This is a genomic window from Pseudomonas sp. CLCA07 (assembly GCF_053615335.1).
This window is the reverse complement of the sequence record NZ_CM132131.1, coordinates 29711-50147: the sequence shown is the minus strand read 5'-3', so window position 1 is coordinate 50147 and position 20437 is coordinate 29711. Positions and strand designations below refer to the sequence as shown.

Genomic DNA, 20437 nt, shown 5'->3' with positions numbered 1-20437 from the left:
AAGGCGGGCCGTTATGCGTAAAGCCTGGCGGATCGATCAGTCCTGACGACTGGTCACTTCCAGCAAGTGAAAACCGAACTGGGTTTTCACCGGGCCTTGTACGACGTTGATTGGTGCGCTGAACACCACGGCGTCGAATTCCTTGACCATCTGGCCAGGACCGAACGAACCCAGGTCGCCACCTTGGCGGCTGGACGGGCAAGTGGAATTGGCTTTGGCAATTACGGCGAAATCAGCGCCGCCTTCGATCTGGGCTTTCAGTTCGTTGCACTTGGCTTCCGAGGCAACCAGGATGTGACGGGCAGTGGCTTTAGCCATGGGAAATACTCCTTTCAATATTCAGTAAAGTGCGGAGCCTACCGGATTCAGTGGTCTATTTCTCGTCAAAGTTCCGGACAGATTACAGGCCGGCGTTTTTCAGGCGCTCGGCATGCTGCACATACAGCGCAGCGGGATCGATGGCTTTGCGGCTATGGTCATCTGAATGTCCAAGGCTGCTCAGATGATCCAGCGGATAGTCGGAGCGGATGACTTTGCCCAAATGTGAGCTGTAACGGCCGACCATGCCGTCATTTTGCTCCGCTTCCGTGGTGAAGTAATGGGAAAAAGCGCGAAGGAACCCGTGCAGCGGGTCGAGCGCATTGAGCCCTTCGTCGAGAAGGGTTCCCTGTAACGTGCCGCTCCAGGAGTAATAGCGCACGCCGTTAACCAGTTCGCGCCCCTTGCCACCCCAGGTCTTGGGCAACCCTTGAGGGTACTTGTCGTTGAAAGCCCCCACGCCTTCGGTGGTCAGCGCATTGAGCGCGGCGACAGCATTTTGCGGCAGGTGCGGGTTGCCGCTGAGCAACGAGATAAAATCGGCGAACAGCGTAGCAATCGTGGCGGCGACATGTTCCGGAAGTCGGCCGGGCGTCAGTGCCTTGCGCAGGAAGTCGGCCAGTTCCGAACCGTGGTTCGGGCCGCTGACGGAGGTCACGGACGCAATGGCATGGGGGGCCATCGCCGCCGCATAACGTGCGGCCAATGCCCCTTGGCTGTGGCCGATCAGGTTGACCTTGCTGGCGCCGGTTCCTTCCAGCACCCGGTCGATCTGCGCCAACAGTTGGTCGCCACGTGCTTCGTTGGTATGGGTAGCCGACAGGTGCGGGATGAACACTCTGGCCCCCGCACTTCGCAGGGACTGCTTGACGTTATGGAAGAATTCGGTTGTGCCGATGCGATCGAAGCCAAAGAGGCCGTGGATCAGCAGGATAGGGTACTGGGTGGTTGCATTCCGTAGCATGTTCATTCCTTTTTCGCGGTCGTTCAGAGGTGTGCAGATGGGCTCACTCTAAAGCACCCCAGCGCTTCGGCGGTGTATGAGGAATCCGCTGTAACCTGCTGAAAAAGGTATAGAAAACGTAGGAAATTTCAAATGTGGTTGAGGTCTCGTTCGGAATGTTTCGACATCTTTTGATCTGTAACTGTGCATTTTCCTGCGATGGCCTACTCAGGAAACACCTTTACCTGTCAGCAATGTCCTGTTTAAGCCATAACGCAATCCGTAGCAGCTGGCGAAGCCTGCGGCTACAGAAATTGCGTCAGGTTTGTCTATTGATGTTCGCGCTGGGCTCGCAGCCGTTCGGCGGCCTGGCGCAACAACTGCTCTGTCCTCTCCCAGCCAAGACAGCCATCCGTGACCGAGACGCCATAGCGCAGGGATGGACTCAAGGGCTGGCAACCTTCGAACAAATGGCTCTCGATCATCATGCCGATCAGCGAACGGTCGCCTTGCAGGCGTTGTTCGAGCACGTCGTTGAACACCGCGGGTTGCCGTGACGGGTCTTTGCCGCTATTGGCGTGGCTGCAATCGACCATGATCCGCGCCGGGATCTTCAGTCGGGTCAAATCGCGATTCACCTGGGCGACGCTGTTACGGTCGTAGTTCGGTCCACGGTGTCCGCCGCGCAACACCAGGTGCGTATCGGGATTGCCCGGCGTCTGGATGATCGCAGGATGTCCCTGGCTGTCGACGCCGAAATGCCGATGCGGGTGGGCAGCCGAGCGCATGGCGTCGCTGGCAACGGTCACGCCGCCATCGGTGCCGTTCTTGAACCCGACCGGCATGCCCAGGCCGCTGGCCATTTCCCGGTGGATCTGCGATTCGGTGGTACGGGCACCAATAGCCACCCAGCTCAGCAGGTCATCAAAGTAACCGGCGGCCATGGGTTGCAGCAGTTCGGTGGCAATCGGCAAGCCGAGGCGGAGCATTTCGCGCATCAACTCGCGGGACAGCGTCAGACCGCCGGCCATGTCATCGCTGCCATCCAGATGTGGGTCGTAGGCCAGGCCTTTCCAGCCGACAGTGGTGCGCGGTTTTTCGACGTAGGCGCGCATCACCAGCAGCATTTCATCACTGACGTCGGTGGCGAGTCGGGCAAGGTTGGCCGCGTATTCGAGGGCGGACTGCGGGTCATGAATTGAGCAAGGGCCGACGATCACCAGCAAACGGGCGTCTTCACCGTTGAGGATCGCACGGACGGCGTCACGGTGAGCGGCGACTTGCCGGGTCAGGGCGTTGTTGAGGGGCAGTTGCTGCTTGAGTTGCAATGAGCTGGGCAGACGCAGAGTCAGCGTTTCATTGGCAGGGCTCAAGGTGGACAGCGGCAGAGCAGAGACGGACGAGTTCATATCAAGGCTTCCTGGGCTGGCGGCGGGTTCGTTCCCGCGCGCTCGGCCCTACTGGGGTGTTCGACAATTGGCCGGATTGGCTGCGTGTGTGTGCATGCCACCTGTGGGTGACCGATCGGAGGCGGCAGGCTGTCCCGAGCGGAGGCTGGTAAATCGCCAGGCGGTAAAACTGTCGTAACGGTAATAAGTGGCGTAGTTCATGTCGTGAATCCTCAAAGTGTCTGGTGTGTCGCAAAAATGTGTGGGGCCAAAAAAACAAAACCCCCGGTCGGGAGGCCGACCGGGGGTTTGGAAAACTCTGGCGGCGCCCCGTTTAAACTGGGCGCCGTGTGGGTATCAGGCGCGCCAGTGGCTAAACCAATACCCAAAATAAAAGCTGACCGGAGCGCAAACTTCATTCGCCTGCGCAGCCGCCACCGAGCGCAGGGCGCTGATAGTTGGAAGCTGTGAGAGGGCGTTGAGCATGGTCTGTCTCCGATGGATGCGCCGAGCTTACTCGAGGCCGGTACGCGGTTTCAATCAGAAAATGCTATCGATTGCCGACAGCGTTTTCTATCGCTTGAGTGTGGGCCGCTTTATGACACACTTTGGGTTTTGCCCACCCTTTAACGTCACAAGGACGAATCATGACGCCATTGACCATAGCCGCCGCTCAATCGATTTCCGTTGCGGGTGATCTTGCCACCAACATTGTCCGGCATCAGCGCTTTATGCAGGTTGCCGCGGAACAGGGTGTTCAATTGCTGGTCTTTCCAGAATTGTCGCTGACCGGGTATGAGCGGGGATTGGCAGCCAAATTGGCAATCGCCCCGGATGCCGAGGTGTTGCAGCCGTTGCGAGATTTCGCCCGGGTAGTCGGTGTGACGAGCGTCGTCGGAATGCCGATTCGGCTGTCGGACGAATCGCCGGTACTGATTGGCGCTTTGGTGTTCGGCGCAGATGGTTCGCTCGGGGTTTACAGCAAGCAGCATCTGCACCCGGGCGAGGAAGTAGCGTTTGCCCCGGGCGCAGGTGGTTCGATGTTGGCGATCGGTGCCGATGCCGTCGCGCTAGCGGTGTGTGCCGATTTTTCTCACGCCAGTCACGCAGCCGCGGCGGCGGAGCAGGGCGCCGACCTGTATGCCGCCGGTGTGCTGATCACGGAAAACGGCTATGCCCCGGACACTGCGCTGCTGCAAGGCTACGCTGGCACTCATTCAATGACGGTGCTGATGGCAAATCACGGCGGTGCAACCGGAGGCTGGGAGTCTGCAGGGCGCAGTGCTATCTGGGCGTCGGACGGCTCGCTCATTGCCGCGGCGCACGGTACGGGGAATGTGATGGTAGTGGCTCGCCGCGAAGCGGGTGACTGGCGTGGGCATATCGTCGACGTTGCGGTGGCTTGAATGGGTTTCCAATGGCGTCCGGCGACACCCCAGGATCTCGACTTCGCCCGGAAGCTGACCTGCGAAAACATGCTGCGCTATTACATTCAGCACGACCTGCTTTGGCTGGATGAGGCGTTTGATGTTGCGTGGGCGGGGCGGGAGAACCGCATGATTGTGCGTGACGATGCGCTGCTGGGTTTTGTCAGCTTGAGTCGCGATGCGAGCGCCTTGTACATCCGCGAGCTGCACATTGTTGAAGCGTTCCAGGGGCAGGGCGCGGGTTCCTGGGCGATCGATCAGGTATTCGTACTCGCGTGCAAGGAACGACGCCAGGCGTTACGCCTGACCGTTTTTGAAAACAATCCGGCAAAAAAACTTTACGAGAGAAAAGGGCTGAAGGTAGTCGGCAAAGACGAGTGTTTCCTGAAAATGCAGCGTGATGCCGGTGGGGTACATCGCTGAAACACGCTTGCAACAAGCCTTTCAAGACGAATTGATACTTTTTATATGACGCTTGCCGCTAGGTCTGCCAGTTGCTTTTTGCTAAGGTGTCCGGCAACCCAATAAGACCAAATCGCGAGGTGTCTGCTTGATTAGGGTGCTAGTAGTCGATGACCATGATCTCGTTCGTACAGGCATTACACGAATGCTGGCTGACATCGATGGCCTACAAGTAGTCGGCCAGGCTGAGTCAGGGGAAGAATCCCTGCTGAAAGCGCGTGAGCTGAAACCCGATGTGGTGTTGATGGACGTCAAGATGCCCGGGATCGGCGGTCTTGAAGCCACGCGCAAACTATTGCGCAGTCACCCGGATATCAAAGTCGTCGCGGTTACCGTGTGTGAGGAGGATCCGTTTCCGACGCGATTGTTGCAGGCCGGTGCCGCAGGTTACCTGACCAAGGGTGCCGGGCTGCCGGAAATGGTTCAGGCCATTCGCCTGGTGTTTGCCGGGCAACGCTACATCAGCCCGCAGATTGCCCAGCAACTGGCGATCAAATCCTTCCAGCCGACCAACGATTCGCCCTTCGATGCGTTGTCCGAGCGCGAGATCCAGATCGCGTTGATGATTGTCGGCTGTCAGAAAGTACAGATTATTTCCGACAAACTTTGCCTGTCGCCCAAAACGGTCAACACTTACCGTTACCGCATTTTCGAGAAGCTTTCGATCAGCAGTGATGTCGAGCTGACGCTGTTGGCGGTTCGTCACGGCATGGTCGATGCCAGCCTCTGACAATGACTGAAGTCTTCGATCCCAGCGCTTTTCTGTCGACGGTCAGTGGGCGTCCCGGTGTGTATCGCATGTTCGATAGCGATGCGCGCCTGTTGTATGTCGGCAAAGCCAAGAACCTGAAAAATCGTCTGTCGAGCTACTTCCGCAAATCCGGCCTGTCGCCCAAGACGGCTGCGCTGGTTGCCCGTATCGCTCAAGTCGAAACCACCATCACCGCCAACGAAACCGAAGCCCTGCTGCTTGAGCAGACGCTGATCAAGGAATGGCGACCTCCGTATAACATCCTGCTGCGCGATGACAAATCGTACCCCTACGTTTTTCTCTCGGATGGCCAGTTCCCTCGCTTGAGCATCCATCGCGGTGCGAAGAAGGCCAAGGGTAAGTATTTTGGCCCGTACCCGAGCGCCGGCGCGATTCGCGAAAGCCTGAGCCTTTTGCAAAAGACCTTTTTTGTCCGTCAATGCGAAGACAGCTATTACAAAAACCGCACGCGACCTTGCCTGCAATACCAGATCAAACGTTGCAAGGCACCGTGTGTGGGGTTAGTCGAGCCTGAGGTGTACGCCGAAGACGTTCGACACTCGGTGATGTTCCTTGAGGGGCGCAGCAATGCGCTGACGGACGAGTTGTCCGCGGGCATGGAGGAGGCGGCGATCAATCTCGAGTTCGAGCGCGCCGCCGAGTTGCGCGACCAGATTTCATTGTTGCGCCGAGTCCAGGACCAGCAAAGCATGGAAGGCGGAACCGGCGATATCGATGTGATTGCCGCCTTCGTCAATCCGGGTGGTGCCTGCGTTCACTTGATCAGCGTGCGCGGCGGTCGGGTGCTGGGCAGCAAGAACTTCTTCCCGCAAACCGGCATCGACGAAGATGTGTCCGAAGTCATGGCCGCGTTTCTCGGCCAATACTTCATCACCAGCCCCGAGCGCGACTTGCCGAGCGAGCTGATCGTCAACGTCGTTCATGAAGACTTCCCGACGCTGATCGAGGCCATCGAAGCCCTGCGTGGTCGCGAGCTGACGATCAGTCATCGGGTACGCGGTACGCGAGCGCGCTGGCAGCAATTGGCGGTCACCAACGCCGAGCAGGCCTTGGGCGCGCGTCTGGCGAACCGTCAGCACGTCGCGGCGCGTTTCGATGCGCTGGCAGAAGTGTTGAACCTGGACGAGCCGCCGCAGCGTCTGGAGTGCTACGACATCAGCCATTCCAGCGGCGAAGCCACCGTGGCGTCTTGCGTGGTGTTTGGCCCGGAAGGCCCGATCAAATCCGATTATCGCCGCTACAACATCGAAGGCGTGACGGCGGGGGATGACTACGCCGCAATGCATCAGGCCTTGACCCGCCGCTTCAGCAAGTTGAAGGACGGTGAGGGCAAGCTACCGGATATTCTGCTGGTGGACGGTGGCAAGGGTCAGCTGTCCATGGCGCGTGACGTACTCAATGAACTCGCGGTGCCTGACTTGATTCTGTTGGGCGTGGCCAAAGGGGCGACGCGCAAGGCCGGTTTCGAAACCTTGTACCTCAACGATGCTGCCCACGAGTTCACCTTGCGCGGCGATTCCCCTGCGCTACATTTGATTCAGCAAATACGCGACGAAGCTCACCGATTTGCGATTACCGGGCACCGCGCACGCCGTGGGAAAACCCGCCGCACGTCCACGCTTGAAGGCGTGGCCGGTGTCGGGCCGACACGGCGTCGCGATTTATTAAAACATTTTGGTGGATTGCAGGAGCTGTCTCGTGCCAGCATCGAGGAGATCGCCAAAGCACCCGGGATCAGTAAAAAGCTCGCAGAGTTGATTTATGCAAATCTGCACAGCGAGTAGAATGCCCAACTCACCTCGTAGCCAGTTGTGCCGATGAATATCCCTAATCTGATTACCGTTCTACGCGTCCTGCTCATCCCGATCTTCATTTTACTGTTCTACCTGCCTTACCACTGGAGCTACCTGGCGTCTGCCTCGGTCTTCGCATTTGCCGCCGCCACAGACTGGCTGGACGGTTATCTGGCCAGACGCCTGGAGCAAAGTACCCCGTTCGGGGCGTTCCTCGATCCCGTGGCGGACAAGCTGATGGTCGCCGTCGCGCTGGTCTTGCTGGTGCAAGAACACGGCAACCTGTGGCTCACGCTGCCGGCCGCTGTCATCATCGGTCGCGAAATTGTCGTTTCGGCATTGCGCGAATGGATGGCCGAACTCGGCGCCCGTGCTCACGTGGCGGTGTCGAACCTGGGGAAATGGAAAACCGCCGCGCAAATGCTCGCACTGGTCATCCTGCTGGCCAATCCGTCAGACTTTTCCTTCTGGGTCTTGATCGGTTATGCCTTGCTGATGGTGTCTGCGGGCCTGACATTGTGGTCCATGGTCCAGTACTTGCGGGCTGCCTGGCCGCATCTGAAGACCGACGTTGAAAAGAAATAAAACTTTTTTGAATCAAGGGGTTGACGGGGCTTCTGAATTCTATAGAATGCGCCACACCAAGACGCGGGAATAGCTCAGTTGGTAGAGCACGACCTTGCCAAGGTCGGGGTCGCGAGTTCGAGTCTCGTTTCCCGCTCCAAGTTTGTACGCATTTGTTGTTGTGCTACTGACAGCAAATGTTTGAGGCCGAGTAGCAAAATGGTTATGCAGTGGATTGCAAATCCACCTACGCCGGTTCGATTCCGACCTCGGCCTCCACTATAAACAAGCTCCGTAGATCTATGATTTACGGAGCTTTTTTATTTCCGCAGCCCTGCAAGATTTTGTCTTGAAAAGGTCATCTGCGAACTTGCTTCACAGGGGCGGGGTGTATATATTTCCCCCTCTGCTGCACAAGCGTCAGAACTGCCAGGTTGTCATCTGTCAGTTTTGAGAATGCTTCACCGCGCTACCGCCCGAATGGCGAAACTGGTAGACGCATGGGACTTAAAATCCCCCGCTCGTAAGGGCGTGCCGGTTCGATTCCGGCTTCGGGCACCATTTAAAATCAAGGGTTTGCGGGCGAAAGCTGATGCAAGCCCTTGTTCGTTTTTGGGTCGCAATATTAGAGTTGGGTCGCAATTCACTTAGTCGGCGAGACTTTCTTACCTTTCCGATTGCGGATGTATTGCTCGGTCATAACGACGGTAGTATGCCCAAGTTGATCTCTCGCCTGCATGATGTCCCCACTTGATTCGGCTTTGTCCGTGCCAGCTTTAGCGCGTAAATCACGCATCTGAAACTCGGACTTCGCGACACCGGCTGCCTCTCTGGCCAAGTCAAACCTTCCCCGCAACATCGCCACCGACATCGGTGTGCCATCCTCCGTAACGATCATCCGCGTCGAGCGGACCTTGTGTCCTGCCTTCCTGGACATAATTCGATCAATCAAATCCTTCAGTTCGCCAGTTATTTCGATCCGACGTTTTGCATTCGTCTTGCCCTGCAGCACCCAAATTTGACCGTCGCGGACATCCCGCTCGTCCAGCAATCGGGTATCGGTCACACGTTGGCCAGTCAGATAAGCGAGGTCCATCGCATCCCGAAGGCCAACATCTGCTTTTTCGTACACGCGCTTGAACAATGCATCCTCAATGTAGATGTCCCGACCAGTCTCCTTGTTGCCCTTGATCCCTGCGCATGGGTTGGCCAAGGCTGTGTATCCAACATCCCTCGCAAAGTTCCAGATTGCACTGAGCAAGGCCTTCTCGCGGTTTGCCCGAACAGGCGCGGCCTTGCGCCAGGTCAGATACTGTCGAACGTGTAGCGGTTGGATTGTCTCAAGGGGCGCCGGCGGATCGTCGAAAAATGACATCAGGTTTTTCAACTCGCGGATGTTGTCCTTCTGGGTGGCGGGTTTTTTCGACGGCACGACGTCGCGCATATACTTCTCGGCCACGTACCGAAACGTGATCACCTTGGCGACCAGGTCTGTCGCAGTGCGGTCGCGCTCTAGCTTGGCGTACTCCATGATCGCCAGGCCGTAATCGCTACCCAGTGCGATTTCTTTGCGGTCCTTACCGCCCATCTCGTAGTAATAGAAAACCCGGCCGCTTGCTTTCTTACGTTCTCGTAGCCGGGCTATTGAGCCGGGTTTACTTGGTCTTCGTCCCATATCAGCCAGCCTTGCGTGGTTTCCATGCGGGTTTTTCTGCTTCAAACATACCGACCGCAGTCACGGCCATGGCCGTCACGCTTGGCCAGCCATTCACCTTGATGGTGTGTCTGACGCCGTTCTTTTTCAGATTGAGGATTTGACCTGCCTTGGTCCGCGCGCCGGTGAGCTCGCAAACCTCCTCGTGGGACAGAAACTGGATGCTCATGAGTTGCGATACCTGTCCGTTGCCGCTATAGCGGCTGACTTTGAAGTGGGAGGGAGTTACTGCTGTTCGGCGGGGTTCAGCTTCTGTCTTCAGGTATTGGCCGGTACCCAGGGAAGGAAGTCGAATGCTCGACTGGGTGGCGATAGAGCGGCTCGACATCAGTAATGTAGTGCGCTGCTGCACCTGCCTCAGGCCCACGCGGATCAGTCGGATAGAACCGCTGCTCGCCGCCAAACCTGTATGACCACGCCACTGGCTCACCCTGGCGCTGGGCCAGCTCATCAATCCGCTGATGAGCTGCGTTCAGGCGTAGCTGTAGGGCTTGTTCGCGAGCTTTGACGTCCTCGAAGTGCTGCGCCAGCGTGCAAGCGAAGTCGCCGGCCAGCCGCTCGTTGATGTACTGGCGGTAGTCGTGACGATTGAGCACGGTCTTGAACAGGTTGGCGATGTACCCGCGTCCGCCATCTGGTGTGTTCAGGTCAAAGCCAGGCTCGGCCGGTTTGTTTTCTGTGGGCATGGGGATACCTCGGAAGTATGATGCCGCCTTGATGGATCATAACTAGATGCGGAGTCGGGGAATGAAATACGAAACATCAGTCGTTTATCTAGAACAAGTTCCGAAAATTATTGTCGATTCTGGTTTTGACTGGGCTACATTTTGGAGTTTTTCTGCTACTGTCGCCATCTTCGTCCTGGGTACATATCTCACAGTGCGAAATTTCAATAAAACTATTGTTAGTCAAGAGAAGGTTGCACGGGCAAACTTTGAGCTGCAGCAAAGACTAATTGCGAGCCAAGAACTATCCGCGAAGCAGAATTTCGACTTGCAAAAAGAAATGATAGTTAGTCAGGATCTGGCCGCAAAGCAAACTTTTGAAGTTCAAAAGGAAATGATCGCTAGTCAAGAACTTATTGCTGCTCAAGCCTCTTTGAAGACTAGTAGGCAGAATTGGATTAATGATCTTCGTGACTCAACAGCGATGTTTATTGCGGCAGCACTGAACGTACAGCGCCTGAACACTTATTGGGAGTCTACGCAGTCATCTATTAGTATGCGTAGTGGACCTGTGGATGTTGCACTGATAGATAAACTGCGTACTGACTGGTCGACGTCACATGTACAGTCAATTAAAGAACTGGTGAGCCTGAAGGCCAAAATAGAGCTTTTACTTAATCCTGAAGAGCTCGACTCTAAAGAGTTTATGAAGGCGGTCAATGAACTGCATAGCGAGTGCGATCAAGCTGGTGGCCCTGCAAAGGAACTAGCAAAAAATGTCGTTGACTGGTGTCAGCACATCCTCAAACAAGAGTGGGAAAAAGCGAAGTCGGGAAAATAGCGGTGCTTTGAGTTCTACAGTGGCCTTGGCTACACCTTGCCGGCTGGCGTGATTCGTTGAAGTGGGGTTTTAGAAGCTGTGGTTTCTACTAGGGTGGGGGTGAACAAGTGGTCGAAGGAGAATGCAAATTATGCTGTGCGGTCGGGGAACTGAAACTCAGTCACTTTATTCCAAAATTTGTTGGGAAATGGGTAAAGGACTCTTCAGCAACAGGCTACATTCGACTCAATCAAAATATAAATAAAAGAGCACAAGATATCGCTAAGGACTATTGGCTCTGCGAAGCTTGCGAGCAATTGTTTTCTGGCTGGGAGCGCGCATTTTCGAACAGAATATTCTATCCGTTTGTAAAGGATGAAACTGATAATGCCTGTTACGGAGACTGGCTAGCGAAATTTTGCGCGTCTCTAAGTTGGCGCACTTTGAGCTATATTCGATCGATGAACCCAAGGTCAGACAAAATCACAGATGAAAAGGAATTGGCTATATTGCAAGGTCTCGCATCGTTCATTCTCGGAAAGGCTAATAATCTCGGAGTTTATGAGCAGCACCTTTATCCGTTAGATGCAATCGATAGCACCAGCGTGGATGTTCCGGAAAACATCAATCGCTATTTTCTTAGGAATATGCACATGGATGTATTAACAGGAGATGGCCAGATCATGGTGTATACGAAGCTTCCGAAGTTTATTCTTCTTGGGCTTGCTGGTCACAGTGAATCTAAACAAATGAGGGCTAGTCGCGTATCGCTGAATGGAGGAAAAATTTATCCACAAAGTTATTACTGGCCGAAGGGGTTTGCGGAATATTTGTTCGGCAAGGCAAAAGAGGTTTCGGAGCTGTATAGAAAGATTAACTCCAATCAACAAGCAGTGATTGAAAAAGCGATAGCCAAAAACCCTGGCCGTGCAGCCGCATCTGGAACTGTCGCAGCGTTCCAGCATGACCTGAATATGTTTGGTAAGGCGGCATTTGCACCGAAAGCTGTTGAAGATTCGGAGTGAATTTGAGTGTCAGTTCACAGATCAACCCACGCTCTCGTTGGTCGGCGCGAAGGGGGAGCCGTTATGCTTCTATACCGGTCTCGACGAATTCCTCAAGCTGTCGCGACCACTTTTCAGATACCACGATTTCAGTTCGCGACATACTTGCGAAGGGTTGATGAGGAACGTGGACACCGTCTCCTGCCATTCCTCGAAGTCGTGGCGCTCGCCCAGCACCTGTAGTGCATTAGCAGCGAGCGCCCTCGACACAATCAGCGACCGTTTCTCGGCTCCGATCCGGTCCAGCAAAGCTTTCTCCTTGGTACGATTGTCCCGCTGGATATCCGCGTTGCTCTTGGCTATAGCCTGCCTCTTCAATTCCGTGGGCCGGTAGATCCAGCCATGTCTGTCGTCGGCGCTGGCGCACCTGGTTATTGATGCGTCTCATGCGGTCCTCTGCTGGTTCCAGACGCCCACAGCGTCGAACACCCGGGCGGCATGCTCTTCAGTCAGCGATATTTCGGCGGGAATGGCGATCCAACCCGATGCGACCCGATGATTCGGATTGCTCTCGGCGACCAGGGCTTTGTAGGTGTCCTCGATCACGTCCTCGAGGTGGGCGGCCATATAGTTGCCTTGGGGCGCGACCTCGACCGATTTGGTGTAGCGGTGGCCATTCTGATCGCGGCACTGGGCGCTGACATAGATCGTCCAGCGGTGGGCAACGTCGCAGACTGCCTCGGCCATGCGTTGCCCTGGCGGGATGCTCCTACACGTCTTCCAGTTGATCATCCCTTGGCGTCCGCTGGGATCAATGTGGATCACTGCGACATGATGGGTGTTAAGCCGTGCCCGGCTCATTCGCTCGATTCGAGCGCGCATATTGTGTCGCTTCCGCTTGCTCATTTTGTCTCCGCAAGCTTTTGCGGCCCTTTGTGTTCGGCTTGTGTCGGGGAGGGACGTCGCCGTTTCAACACGGTTTCAGGATCAATCGCAGCTGACCGTGGCTGCGGATGCTGAGGTTCGTAGCCTGGCGCTTCGGTGACCTTGCCGCCGACACGGAAGAACTCGGCAATTTTGCGATTGATGTCGGCCTGCGCCTCCAAGTGCGGATCAGGAATAGAGCCGCCAATCATCATTGCGCTCCGAAGAAAGCGAACACTCCGAGTAACACGGCGAAGCCGCTAACCCAGCGCAGCACGAGACGTCCGAAGCGGCGAACAGACACGCCAACGGAATTGATGACGTCGGCCTGTTCTTCAAGCTGTCGTGCATAGTGGCAGGCGCAGTCATGGCTCTCTCGGGTACCGCGGGAACGGCCGGTCGAGCGCTCTATCACATCGAATTTGTTTGCGCCTAGGGGAATTAGAGTGAAGCGGAGCGGCCTTACAGGTTCTTCCTGACCGATCATTTGGTACATCTCCGAAGTGGACATTGAGAGGCGATCCCGCAACACCTGCAGGACCGCTTGTTTTTGGCGAATGGTCTGATTCATCACTATTCCTTCCTGTGGGTTGCGGTTATTCGTCAGCACTCGGGCCGCCTGCTGGTTGCCGTTGGGCGCAGGGGAGAGTGCTGACGGATAAAGGCAGGCGTAAAAAAGCCCGATCGGAACCGGGCTTTGATTGCGTCACGAAGACCTCCCTACGTGATCGCAGGTGCCGCCTTTGGGGCGGGCTTCGATATCGGTCGGTTACATGCTTGCCAATCCTCTATGTGTTGGGGGAATGCAGGGGGCCGGTGCGTGACCGGTGTGTGCTCATCCGCATCGGTGAACCCTGAAGCGATGGCACATGGACCATCCAACGATCGTTGTGCTTCAGGGCTCACCGATGCGCTCTCAATGAGAGGTTCGGGCAGTTAGCGACAGGCTGTCGTTTGGCGCAGGTTGATCTGTGACCTGAAACTTTTTTCGTTCACATCTCGAAATCGGGCCGCTCTGGAAGATTTATGTCTTCTCCCTCATGGATTGGCTCTTGGTCATAATTTCCAGCTAGACAGGCAAGCACTCGCTCAAACGACTGAGCAACTGCCTCATCCCATACCGCCGTCAATCTTCTGCTTTCACCGCCGCGGGCCACGTAGGATCTTGCAGACAGTGCTGCGGCCGCGCCTGCTTTATCGTAAGCAGCAATCACCAGTTTTATCAGGTCTGGTCTGTCATAGAAGGTGGTGAAACTTTCGAAAAACCTGCGAGACCAGCCATCCTCATGGCCCAGCTCAAATTTACTCATGGCTATCCCCCGGTTGTTTTCCCAATGCACCCGGTAACCAGGTGCATTAGTGAAATTTTCCGTCCTATTGCCGCCGGAGAGGCGGGGCGCATTGCTTGCCAGGATCATTCACACGGTTATGGCGTTTCGCCCTCGAGCAGCCGTCCAGGTTGTTCCTGTCGTTGGCAGGCTTTCGGGCCTGTCTGTTCGCCGGTCGCCGGTAGAGGCAATGCGGTCTGTTGTTTGTTGCGCTGATTGTTAAAGAGCGGCGGGAGATCCCGCATTGCCGGGTTGCTTCGTGGCGACGACTTAAATATCTCCCGTGGAGTTAGTTAAGTCAACTCCACGGGAGATAAATATTCCGATAGACCTAAAAAAACCCGCATTGCGCGAGTTTTTTGGCGATCAGATATTGGCCGGGAGGCTCCAGGAGACGCGGGCGGCGCCGTCTTCTTCTCTACTCAATGTTACGTGCTCGGTATCGGCTATGTCGTCAAGGAGCCGTTTCCAGTCCTCCTGGCACTCATCCGCGCCTCTTCGAATGACTGCCATCTTTCGTTTTTGGGCAGCGGGGGAGCTGATGATTTTTTGGATGCGGAGTCCGAGAAGGTCAAACGAGTTTGGCGGTGTTGGTTTGTTTTGTGGTTTTGCCATAGCACTGCTCCTTTTGTGTATGGATATACAGTGAATGGATTGCTGCGTAAGCGCTAAATATTAACGATTAAAAACAATTATTTAGCAGAGAAAAGCCCGCAACTAGCGGGCTTCAGAAGGGAGGTACCTAGGGGGAATTAATGACAAGTCGAAGGGCTCAAATTTAGATTCTGCCCAGCACCTTGCTAGGGGCAAGGATTGCGCCTACGTAATGGATTTTATCGATATCAATCCGAGCTACTGTCAGCCTCTCACCGTAAGCCGAGTTGATCGACATGAGGCTGACGTCTTCTTCGTTTTCGAAGAGCAGTTCTTTAACCATGCTCTGCCCATCAGTGGTGGTGACCATCACATACTCACCTGGCACTAGGCGGTGATTGGGCTCGCAGACGGCGATCCAACCACTACGAATTGCCGGAGCCATTGAGTCACCCTTGAGTCGGAGTGCATAGGCGTCTTCATCCCTAGAGTAGGTCTCAACCCAGCCAGCAGCCTGGTCAAGACTTGTCCAGTAGCCTTCGTGACCGAGTTGTGCCGTTCCAACAACATCGATTCGACGAGGAGCGCTGGTAATTGGCGGGCCAGGCTCGACGTTTGACTGCAATGATTCGACTGGTGGAACAGCATTGGCGGCAATCGCCAATTCGGAGATTTCTTTCGCGATCCGTGGGCTGAATCTCTCTACGGGTATGCCGAGCATTTTAGCTATCTCAGCTGCCATTTCCTTGTTGAGCGCACGGCTACCGTTCAAGTGACTGCTTAGCGTGCCTTGGCTCATGCCTACGGAGAGTGCGATCTCTTCTTGAGTCAGCTTCTCGCCCTTAGGGGCACGCGCATTGTAGGCAGCCAGCTCCGCTTTTAATGCGGTGCACTCCGTCTTTTCCCACTCAAGTAATGGTCGTCTGTCGTTTTTCATTTCCGAAGAGTATTCCCGGTGGAGATACATATCCATCTCCATTGGAGTTGATTAAAAAAGCTCCATGGGAGATATTGTCGGTTCAGATACACCACCGGAGACCGGACAGTGCGTCAACTCACCCTCAGCCAATTTGCTACCGAGAAGGGGCAGACCAAGGCCGGAAATTTGTTAGGCATGACCCAAAGTTCAATAAATAAAGCTCTGCAGGCAGGGCGTGAGGTTTTTGTTACGGAGCACGCAGATGGCTCATACACAGCGGAAGAGCTTAGACCGTTCCCGGTTCAAAGCGCGAAAAGGACGCGTCGCCGGATGCTGCCCATCTAATGAGCCAACTTTGAGCGCAATGGCGCCGAGAGAAAACTAGACAATGAAATCGCCAGTACTAGAAACCCGTCGCGCAGTGGTGATCGAGGTCGCAAAGAAATACCCAGGCGGCCAGGTATGCGCTTCAGCTCGCCTCAGTCTCGAACTGAAGCGTTTTAAGAATCAGGTTTATGAGAGCGGCGGTGTTGTTCCTCTTAGCGATGAGGAGGTTTATGTCCTTGAAAGCGAGCAGGGCACCACGCGCTTACCGGACTACATCTGCGCGATGTACGGCGGCGTATTTGTTCGCCTGCCTGAAGTCGGTGATTTGGACAACGTAGACATGCACCAGCGCTCTTTGCGTACTTCTGTGAAGCGCGGCCGGGTTGACCAGTTTCTTGCCCTCGCGCTGGAAGACGGCGAAATCACTGCCGTGGAAGCATCGGAGATTTTGGCCTTGCATGCCAAGCACTTGGCTGCGCGGCACGAGGAGGTGACCGCACTGATCGAGTTGCACAAGTCGAAGCGCCCAGCCCGACCGCTAGGCGGAAAGGACTGATATGCAGTTCACGATCACGATCAACCAAGTGAAAGCGCTGGAGTGGGGGTTGAACTCCCAGCAGGCGTTGTTGTTTTCGTTTGTCTACGAGTGCCCTAGTTGGGCAAGGCCAATCAAGACCGATCACGGGATTTTCTTTGCCTTGAGCAAGGCAAAGATCGTGGAGGAATTGCCCCTGCTCACCGACAAACCAGATACCGCGTACCGACTTCTCAAAGGACTCGAAACCGCAGGTCTGATCGAACTGTCCCACACGGCAAATATCAGTTTGTTTCGCTTGACCGAGAAGGCCAAAGAGTGGAATCGCAAGCTGGACGGGTCGGAAAAATATCCGACCTCTGATGTGAGCCTAGGTCGGAAAAAAATCCGATCTGCCTCGGAAAAATCTCCGAGCAAGGTCGGAAAAATTTCCGAACAGGGTCGGAAAAAAATCCGAGAAGGGTCGGAAAAATTTCCGACAAATCAGGGTACCAGTAATCAGGGTACCAATCAGGTAACCAGTAATCAGGAGAAGCAGGGCGCTGACGCGCCAGGCAAATCGCCAAAGTTTGATCCGTTGATGGCCAAACCGGAAAACGTCAGCGACGAGGTTTGGGCCGACTGGTGCCAGCACCGCAAGGAAATCCACAAACCTCTCACCGCCAAAAGCTGCGAACAACAGGCCAAGGCGTTGGCGACACACCCAGCCCCCGATTCGGTGCTGACACTTTCGATCAGCAACGGATGGACGGGGATCTTCCCCGACAAAACGGTCAGCCCCGCCCATCCACTTCCGGCCAGTCGCCACTCCGGCTTCGACACTCGCGATTACAAGGCCGGTACCAAGGAGAACGCCAATGGCACCTTCCGTCTCTAATCTCGGCGCTCAGATTGACCGCAAATTCCGCGTCATTGGCCGTCAACCAGCGAGCTGCTTCGATCATGGCGATTACTCGGCGGTCATCCTCAAGGGCGGCGACCTGTCTGGTTGCCCCATCTGCGCGAGCAACAAACGCGACATGCAGGAGCTTGAGCGCAAGCGCTTTCAGTTTCGGATTGTCCAGCAGTCTAGCGCCCGGATTCCGAAGCGCTTCGCGGAAAAGACATTCGCCGACTTCGCCGTATCGAACCCGGCGCAGCAGATTGCCCTGGATGCCTGCACCGATTACGTCGACAACTTTTCGAAGCATCGCCGGGAAGGTCGCTGCATGTTGCTGCTGGGGAAGGTCGGCACCGGCAAGACCCATTTGGCCATTGCCTCGGCCAATCACCTGATCAACGAATGCATGGTCAAGGCGATCTACCGCACGGTGGGCACACTCATCGGCGATATCCGGGCGAGTTTCAATGATCGCTCTGGTGAGTCCGAGGCGCACATTTTACGAGAGGTGATCGGCGCGGATCTGCTGGTGCTTGATGAAGTCGGCGCGACCAAGCAGAGCGAGTTTGAGCTGGCCACGCTGTTCAGCATTATCAACGGTCGTTACGAGCAATGCCGTCCGACGATCATCGTCAGCAACCTGTCTCCTGCCGAATTGAACGATGCCATTGGCGCGCGCTGTGTCGACCGCATCCGCGAAAACGGTTGCATTGGCGTGGCATTCGAGTGGGAATCTCAACGCGGTAAGGAGGGCTTCTGATGGGGATCAGCTTGGAAATACCTGATCGCCGCTTGGCTGTTCCAGATCCGGCAAACTATCGGTTTGCCGTGTTCTGCTGCTCTTTCAAGTTGGACCTGAGTGATACACCAGACCATGCCTTGGCATTGTTCGCCGACCAGGCGATGGCTAATCGGTATGGCGCATGGATGTGGCCGACAACGTTCGAGGTGGTTGACCGTCTCGCCCAGCCGGAGGCGACCGATTGAGCGCCCTGATCAAGACCTTGACCGTAAAATTGTCCGACGCGGAAATTCAGCGCAACGCCAAGCTTGAGCATGTGCGCGACCTGCGTGATGCCAGTCACCCCGCACTGCACTTCCGTTATTCGAAGAGTCGCGTGCGCGGGTCGTGGTACCTGCTAAACAAACGGAAGTGGCACCGCATCGGCGCCTTTCCCGACCTGTCCACCAAGCAGGTGATCGCGGCGTTACCGGCCGTGCGCTTGCGCGTGGCGGCCGATAGCGCGGCCAGCGTCTCGGGGTGGGTCACCGTCGGCGAGCTGTTGGATTGGTATGCCGATCGCATGGCCCGTTCGCGCGCGCTCTCGGCCAAGCGTCGCGCGGCCGGTAAGTCGGCCATCAAATGCCAGCTCAAGCCGCGCCTGAAAGATCTGCTGATACAAGAGGTGGATGCCCAGACCCTCGACCAGCGGCTGATGTGGCCGGGTCAGGAAGAGTTGTCGCTGTCGTACGTCCAGCAGTTGTACCGCCAGCTCGCAGTGGCCTTTCGTCAGGCCCGCAAGCTGGACTTGATCCCGGCCAACCCGATGGCCGACCTTAAGTTCGTCCACTTCACGACGGCCCGGATTCTGCCCAAGCCCGCGCGCCTGCGCGATGTCCAATTACCCGAGCTGGTGGCGCAACTGACCGAGCGTTTCGAGAGTGCGCCAGGTGACGCCATGCTGGCGTTGATGATGCTGTGTCACGGCACCCGCATTGGTGAAACCCGCCAGTCGCGCTGGGCCGACATCACGTTGCCTGAACGTGAGTGGTTCCTGCCGGCTGAGCACACCAAGAGCAAGACCGAGCTGCGGGTGCCGCTGACCGACCAAACCTGCGCGCTGCTGCGTTTATATCGTGAACGGCAGGCCGCACGAGGGTATGAGGGGCCGTTCCTGTTTCCGTCCCGCCGAGGGAAGGCGCTGAGCGAAAACCAGGCCAGCGCTGTGTTCACCCGATTGGGGCAAGGTGCCTGGACCAGTCACGACCTGCGCAAAGTGGCGCGTACCGCGTGGACCGACCTCGGCGTCGACGGGCATATCGGCGAGATGTTGTTGAACCATTCCCTCGGCAAGATCGCCTCGACCTACATCAATACTCAGGCCAAAGAGCAGCGTCGGCTGGCCTTGGTGAAATGGCACACCTGGTTAGATGAGCGCGGCTTCAAGGCGATCCACGAGCAGACAGGCGCTAGATATGAAGAATCGCAAAACCTCGTAGACGCCTTGAATGGCGCGGTCTGCGAGTCGATTCCGCAATTTGTTAAGGGCGAGGTTTGAAAACATGAAAAAAGCCCAGGCCCATGGCTTTCGTAAGGTGCAGATCGAGCTGGAACACTGCTTGACCTGCAAGGGAAAAGCCGTGGTGCAAGGGGTGTTTCATGAGCTGGTTTGCATCGATTGCAACGGCTCAGGTTGGGTAATGGCGGGGAGTCGGTTGATGCTTTCTACAGACGAATTGGTGACACAACTCAGCCTCAGATTGCAGCAGGCTCAGCGCGAAATTGAAGTACTGCAGCGAGGTCCGTCGGCATCTGGCCCGGCCGAGTACTACCAAATGAACAACCGTCGGGGTGCCGGCGGATCAAATTACACAGGGGATTGAAAGCATGATGATTCGTAAGCCGGCAGGCCGACCATTGGGGGATACCGAGTACCTGCTGGAACAGTGGGGATGGTGGCGAATGGACGGGGCAGGGATACCCAATTACACCTCACCGACATTTGCGCTGATGCGCCAGGCGATGCCGCAGGTGTCGTCGAGCAAGAATTATTGCATTACAGACGAGTGGGCCGGAGTTATTGACAGCGCAGTGGCACGGCTCTCACATCGTGATCAACAGATGGGCGATATTATTTGGCTTTACTACGGCGCCAAATGGCCCATGGTCCGGGTAGGCAAGCACTACGGCATAAGCGAAGGGAAAACGCGGGAACTGGCGAGAGCAGGGGCGGCATGGATCGATTGTGCTGTCGATGCAATACGGCAAGCTGCTTAATCGACCCAACCAGCTGTTTGCATCGAATTTCACCGAGAAGCTTTGGGGCGTTGATCGGCACA

The 20437-nt window shown here is 56.0% G+C and carries 28 protein-coding genes and 3 tRNA genes; 18 read left to right on the top strand and 13 right to left on the bottom strand.

From position 1 onward, the window contains the following. Nucleotides 1-36: 36 nt before the first annotated feature. The 4 genes from ACWGZX_RS00325 to ACWGZX_RS00310 form a co-directional block, all read right to left on the bottom strand. Nucleotides 37-318, bottom strand: a complete 282-nt coding sequence (locus ACWGZX_RS00325) for a peptidylprolyl isomerase (RefSeq protein WP_452626824.1) — start codon at nucleotides 316-318, stop codon at nucleotides 37-39. A gap of 82 nt (nucleotides 319-400) precedes the next feature. Continuing rightward, the gene (locus tag ACWGZX_RS00320; RefSeq protein ID WP_452626823.1) at nucleotides 401-1282 is read right to left on the bottom strand and encodes a lipase family alpha/beta hydrolase; all 882 of its coding nucleotides are present in this window, start codon (nucleotides 1280-1282) and stop codon (nucleotides 401-403) included. Nucleotides 1283-1590: 308 nt separating this feature from the next. Next, complete coding sequence (locus ACWGZX_RS00315; protein WP_452626822.1) at nucleotides 1591-2670, bottom strand: 3-deoxy-7-phosphoheptulonate synthase; 1080 nt, start codon at nucleotides 2668-2670, stop codon at nucleotides 1591-1593. 336 nt (nucleotides 2671-3006) lie between these two features. Then, nucleotides 3007-3135: a hypothetical protein gene (locus ACWGZX_RS00310; RefSeq protein ID WP_452626821.1), complete on the bottom strand. Its 129-nt coding sequence runs from the start codon at nucleotides 3133-3135 to the stop codon at nucleotides 3007-3009. A 161-nt stretch (nucleotides 3136-3296) separates the two neighbouring features. Between ACWGZX_RS00310 and ACWGZX_RS00305 the strand changes: the two genes are divergently transcribed. The 8 genes from ACWGZX_RS00305 (at nucleotide 3297) to ACWGZX_RS00270 (ending at nucleotide 8228) form a co-directional block, all read left to right on the top strand. Then, a complete protein-coding gene (locus ACWGZX_RS00305) occupies nucleotides 3297-4055 on the top strand; it encodes a carbon-nitrogen hydrolase family protein (protein WP_452626820.1) in 759 nt (252 codons plus the stop codon). Next, nucleotides 4056-4499, top strand: a complete 444-nt coding sequence (locus ACWGZX_RS00300) for a GNAT family N-acetyltransferase (RefSeq protein ID WP_452626819.1) — start codon at nucleotides 4056-4058, stop codon at nucleotides 4497-4499. Nucleotides 4500-4626: 127 nt separating this feature from the next. Continuing rightward, complete coding sequence (gacA, locus tag ACWGZX_RS00295) at nucleotides 4627-5268, top strand: response regulator transcription factor GacA (RefSeq protein ID WP_008015884.1); 642 nt, start codon at nucleotides 4627-4629, stop codon at nucleotides 5266-5268. 2 nt (nucleotides 5269-5270) lie between these two features. Further along, nucleotides 5271-7094 (top strand): excinuclease ABC subunit UvrC, encoded by a 1824-nt coding sequence (gene uvrC, locus ACWGZX_RS00290; protein ID WP_223513236.1) that lies wholly within the window; start codon nucleotides 5271-5273, stop codon nucleotides 7092-7094. 33 nt (nucleotides 7095-7127) lie between these two features. After that, nucleotides 7128-7688 (top strand): CDP-diacylglycerol--glycerol-3-phosphate 3-phosphatidyltransferase, encoded by a 561-nt coding sequence (gene pgsA / locus ACWGZX_RS00285; protein WP_452626818.1) that lies wholly within the window; start codon nucleotides 7128-7130, stop codon nucleotides 7686-7688. Between the two features lie 63 nt (nucleotides 7689-7751). Further along, nucleotides 7752-7827 (top strand) — tRNA-Gly (locus ACWGZX_RS00280). 45 nt (nucleotides 7828-7872) lie between these two features. Next, nucleotides 7873-7946 (top strand) — tRNA-Cys (locus ACWGZX_RS00275). Between the two features lie 195 nt (nucleotides 7947-8141). Further along, nucleotides 8142-8228: transfer RNA gene (locus tag ACWGZX_RS00270), tRNA-Leu, on the top strand. Between the two features lie 82 nt (nucleotides 8229-8310). Here the strand turns inward: ACWGZX_RS00270 and ACWGZX_RS00265 are convergent. The 3 genes from ACWGZX_RS00265 to ACWGZX_RS00255 form a co-directional block, all read right to left on the bottom strand. Next, nucleotides 8311-9342: a tyrosine-type recombinase/integrase gene (locus tag ACWGZX_RS00265; RefSeq protein ID WP_452626817.1), complete on the bottom strand. Its 1032-nt coding sequence runs from the start codon at nucleotides 9340-9342 to the stop codon at nucleotides 8311-8313. A 1-nt stretch (nucleotide 9343) separates the two neighbouring features. After that, nucleotides 9344-9550 (bottom strand): DUF4224 domain-containing protein, encoded by a 207-nt coding sequence (locus ACWGZX_RS00260; RefSeq protein ID WP_223513240.1) that lies wholly within the window; start codon nucleotides 9548-9550, stop codon nucleotides 9344-9346. A 76-nt stretch (nucleotides 9551-9626) separates the two neighbouring features. After that, nucleotides 9627-10067, bottom strand: a complete 441-nt coding sequence (locus tag ACWGZX_RS00255; protein WP_452626816.1) for a hypothetical protein — start codon at nucleotides 10065-10067, stop codon at nucleotides 9627-9629. 61 nt (nucleotides 10068-10128) lie between these two features. Here ACWGZX_RS00255 and ACWGZX_RS00250 point away from each other — a divergent pair, with 61 nt between their 5' ends. Together ACWGZX_RS00250 and ACWGZX_RS00245 are read left to right on the top strand one after the other, a co-directional pair. Beyond that, nucleotides 10129-10887, top strand: coding sequence for a hypothetical protein (locus ACWGZX_RS00250; RefSeq protein ID WP_452626815.1), 759 nt, complete (start codon nucleotides 10129-10131; stop codon nucleotides 10885-10887). Nucleotides 10888-10994: 107 nt separating this feature from the next. Then, nucleotides 10995-11891: a hypothetical protein gene (locus ACWGZX_RS00245; protein WP_452626814.1), complete on the top strand. Its 897-nt coding sequence runs from the start codon at nucleotides 10995-10997 to the stop codon at nucleotides 11889-11891. A gap of 423 nt (nucleotides 11892-12314) precedes the next feature. Here the strand turns inward: ACWGZX_RS00245 and ACWGZX_RS00240 are convergent, their stop codons facing one another. From ACWGZX_RS00240 to ACWGZX_RS00215, 6 genes are all read right to left on the bottom strand, one after another. Then, nucleotides 12315-12776: a hypothetical protein gene (locus ACWGZX_RS00240; protein WP_452626813.1), complete on the bottom strand. Its 462-nt coding sequence runs from the start codon at nucleotides 12774-12776 to the stop codon at nucleotides 12315-12317. Further along, a complete protein-coding gene (locus ACWGZX_RS00235) occupies nucleotides 12773-13009 on the bottom strand; it encodes a hypothetical protein (RefSeq protein WP_452626812.1) in 237 nt (78 codons plus the stop codon). Before ACWGZX_RS00235 ends, ACWGZX_RS00240 begins: the two co-directional genes overlap by 4 nt. Then, nucleotides 13006-13365, bottom strand: coding sequence for a hypothetical protein (locus tag ACWGZX_RS00230; protein ID WP_452626811.1), 360 nt, complete (start codon nucleotides 13363-13365; stop codon nucleotides 13006-13008). The genes ACWGZX_RS00235 and ACWGZX_RS00230 overlap by 4 nt, the downstream gene beginning before the upstream one ends. A 421-nt stretch (nucleotides 13366-13786) precedes the next feature. Continuing rightward, nucleotides 13787-14104: a hypothetical protein gene (locus tag ACWGZX_RS00225; protein ID WP_452626810.1), complete on the bottom strand. Its 318-nt coding sequence runs from the start codon at nucleotides 14102-14104 to the stop codon at nucleotides 13787-13789. Nucleotides 14105-14488: 384 nt separating this feature from the next. Continuing rightward, nucleotides 14489-14737, bottom strand: a complete 249-nt coding sequence (locus ACWGZX_RS00220) for a DUF1654 domain-containing protein (protein ID WP_223503756.1) — start codon at nucleotides 14735-14737, stop codon at nucleotides 14489-14491. 163 nt (nucleotides 14738-14900) lie between these two features. Continuing rightward, entirely contained in the window at nucleotides 14901-15683 is a 783-nt protein-coding gene (locus ACWGZX_RS00215; protein ID WP_452626809.1) for a LexA family transcriptional regulator, read from the bottom strand. 78 nt (nucleotides 15684-15761) lie between these two features. On the opposite strand from ACWGZX_RS00215, the gene ACWGZX_RS00210 reads away from it, so the two are divergent. Genes ACWGZX_RS00210 through ACWGZX_RS00175 form a run of 8 tightly spaced genes read left to right on the top strand, consistent with a single transcriptional unit; the run spans nucleotide 15762 to nucleotide 20375 of the window. Further along, nucleotides 15762-15980 carry a Cro/CI family transcriptional regulator gene (locus tag ACWGZX_RS00210; RefSeq protein ID WP_027923808.1) on the top strand — a complete coding sequence of 73 codons (219 nt, stop codon included), beginning with the start codon at nucleotides 15762-15764 and terminating at the stop codon, nucleotides 15978-15980. A gap of 43 nt (nucleotides 15981-16023) precedes the next feature. After that, nucleotides 16024-16518 carry a YmfL family putative regulatory protein gene (locus tag ACWGZX_RS00205; protein ID WP_027923809.1) on the top strand — a complete coding sequence of 165 codons (495 nt, stop codon included), beginning with the start codon at nucleotides 16024-16026 and terminating at the stop codon, nucleotides 16516-16518. A gap of 1 nt (nucleotide 16519) precedes the next feature. Beyond that, entirely contained in the window at nucleotides 16520-17374 is an 855-nt protein-coding gene (locus ACWGZX_RS00200) for a hypothetical protein (protein WP_452626808.1), read from the top strand. Further along, nucleotides 17355-18137 carry an ATP-binding protein gene (locus ACWGZX_RS00195; RefSeq protein WP_452626807.1) on the top strand — a complete coding sequence of 261 codons (783 nt, stop codon included), beginning with the start codon at nucleotides 17355-17357 and terminating at the stop codon, nucleotides 18135-18137. Before ACWGZX_RS00200 ends, ACWGZX_RS00195 begins: the two co-directional genes overlap by 20 nt. Nucleotides 18138-18154: 17 nt before the next feature. After that, complete coding sequence (locus tag ACWGZX_RS00190) at nucleotides 18155-18364, top strand: hypothetical protein (protein ID WP_452629096.1); 210 nt, start codon at nucleotides 18155-18157, stop codon at nucleotides 18362-18364. Further along, the gene (locus ACWGZX_RS00185; protein WP_452626806.1) at nucleotides 18361-19656 is read left to right on the top strand and encodes a tyrosine-type recombinase/integrase; all 1296 of its coding nucleotides are present in this window, start codon (nucleotides 18361-18363) and stop codon (nucleotides 19654-19656) included. The genes ACWGZX_RS00190 and ACWGZX_RS00185 overlap by 4 nt, the downstream gene beginning before the upstream one ends. 4 nt (nucleotides 19657-19660) lie before the next feature. Then, a complete protein-coding gene (locus ACWGZX_RS00180) occupies nucleotides 19661-19981 on the top strand; it encodes a hypothetical protein (protein WP_452626805.1) in 321 nt (106 codons plus the stop codon). 4 nt (nucleotides 19982-19985) lie between these two features. Next, on the top strand, nucleotides 19986-20375 hold the full coding sequence (locus ACWGZX_RS00175) for an antiterminator Q family protein (protein ID WP_452626804.1): 390 nt from the start codon (nucleotides 19986-19988) through the stop codon (nucleotides 20373-20375). Nucleotides 20376-20437 lie beyond the last annotated feature (62 nt).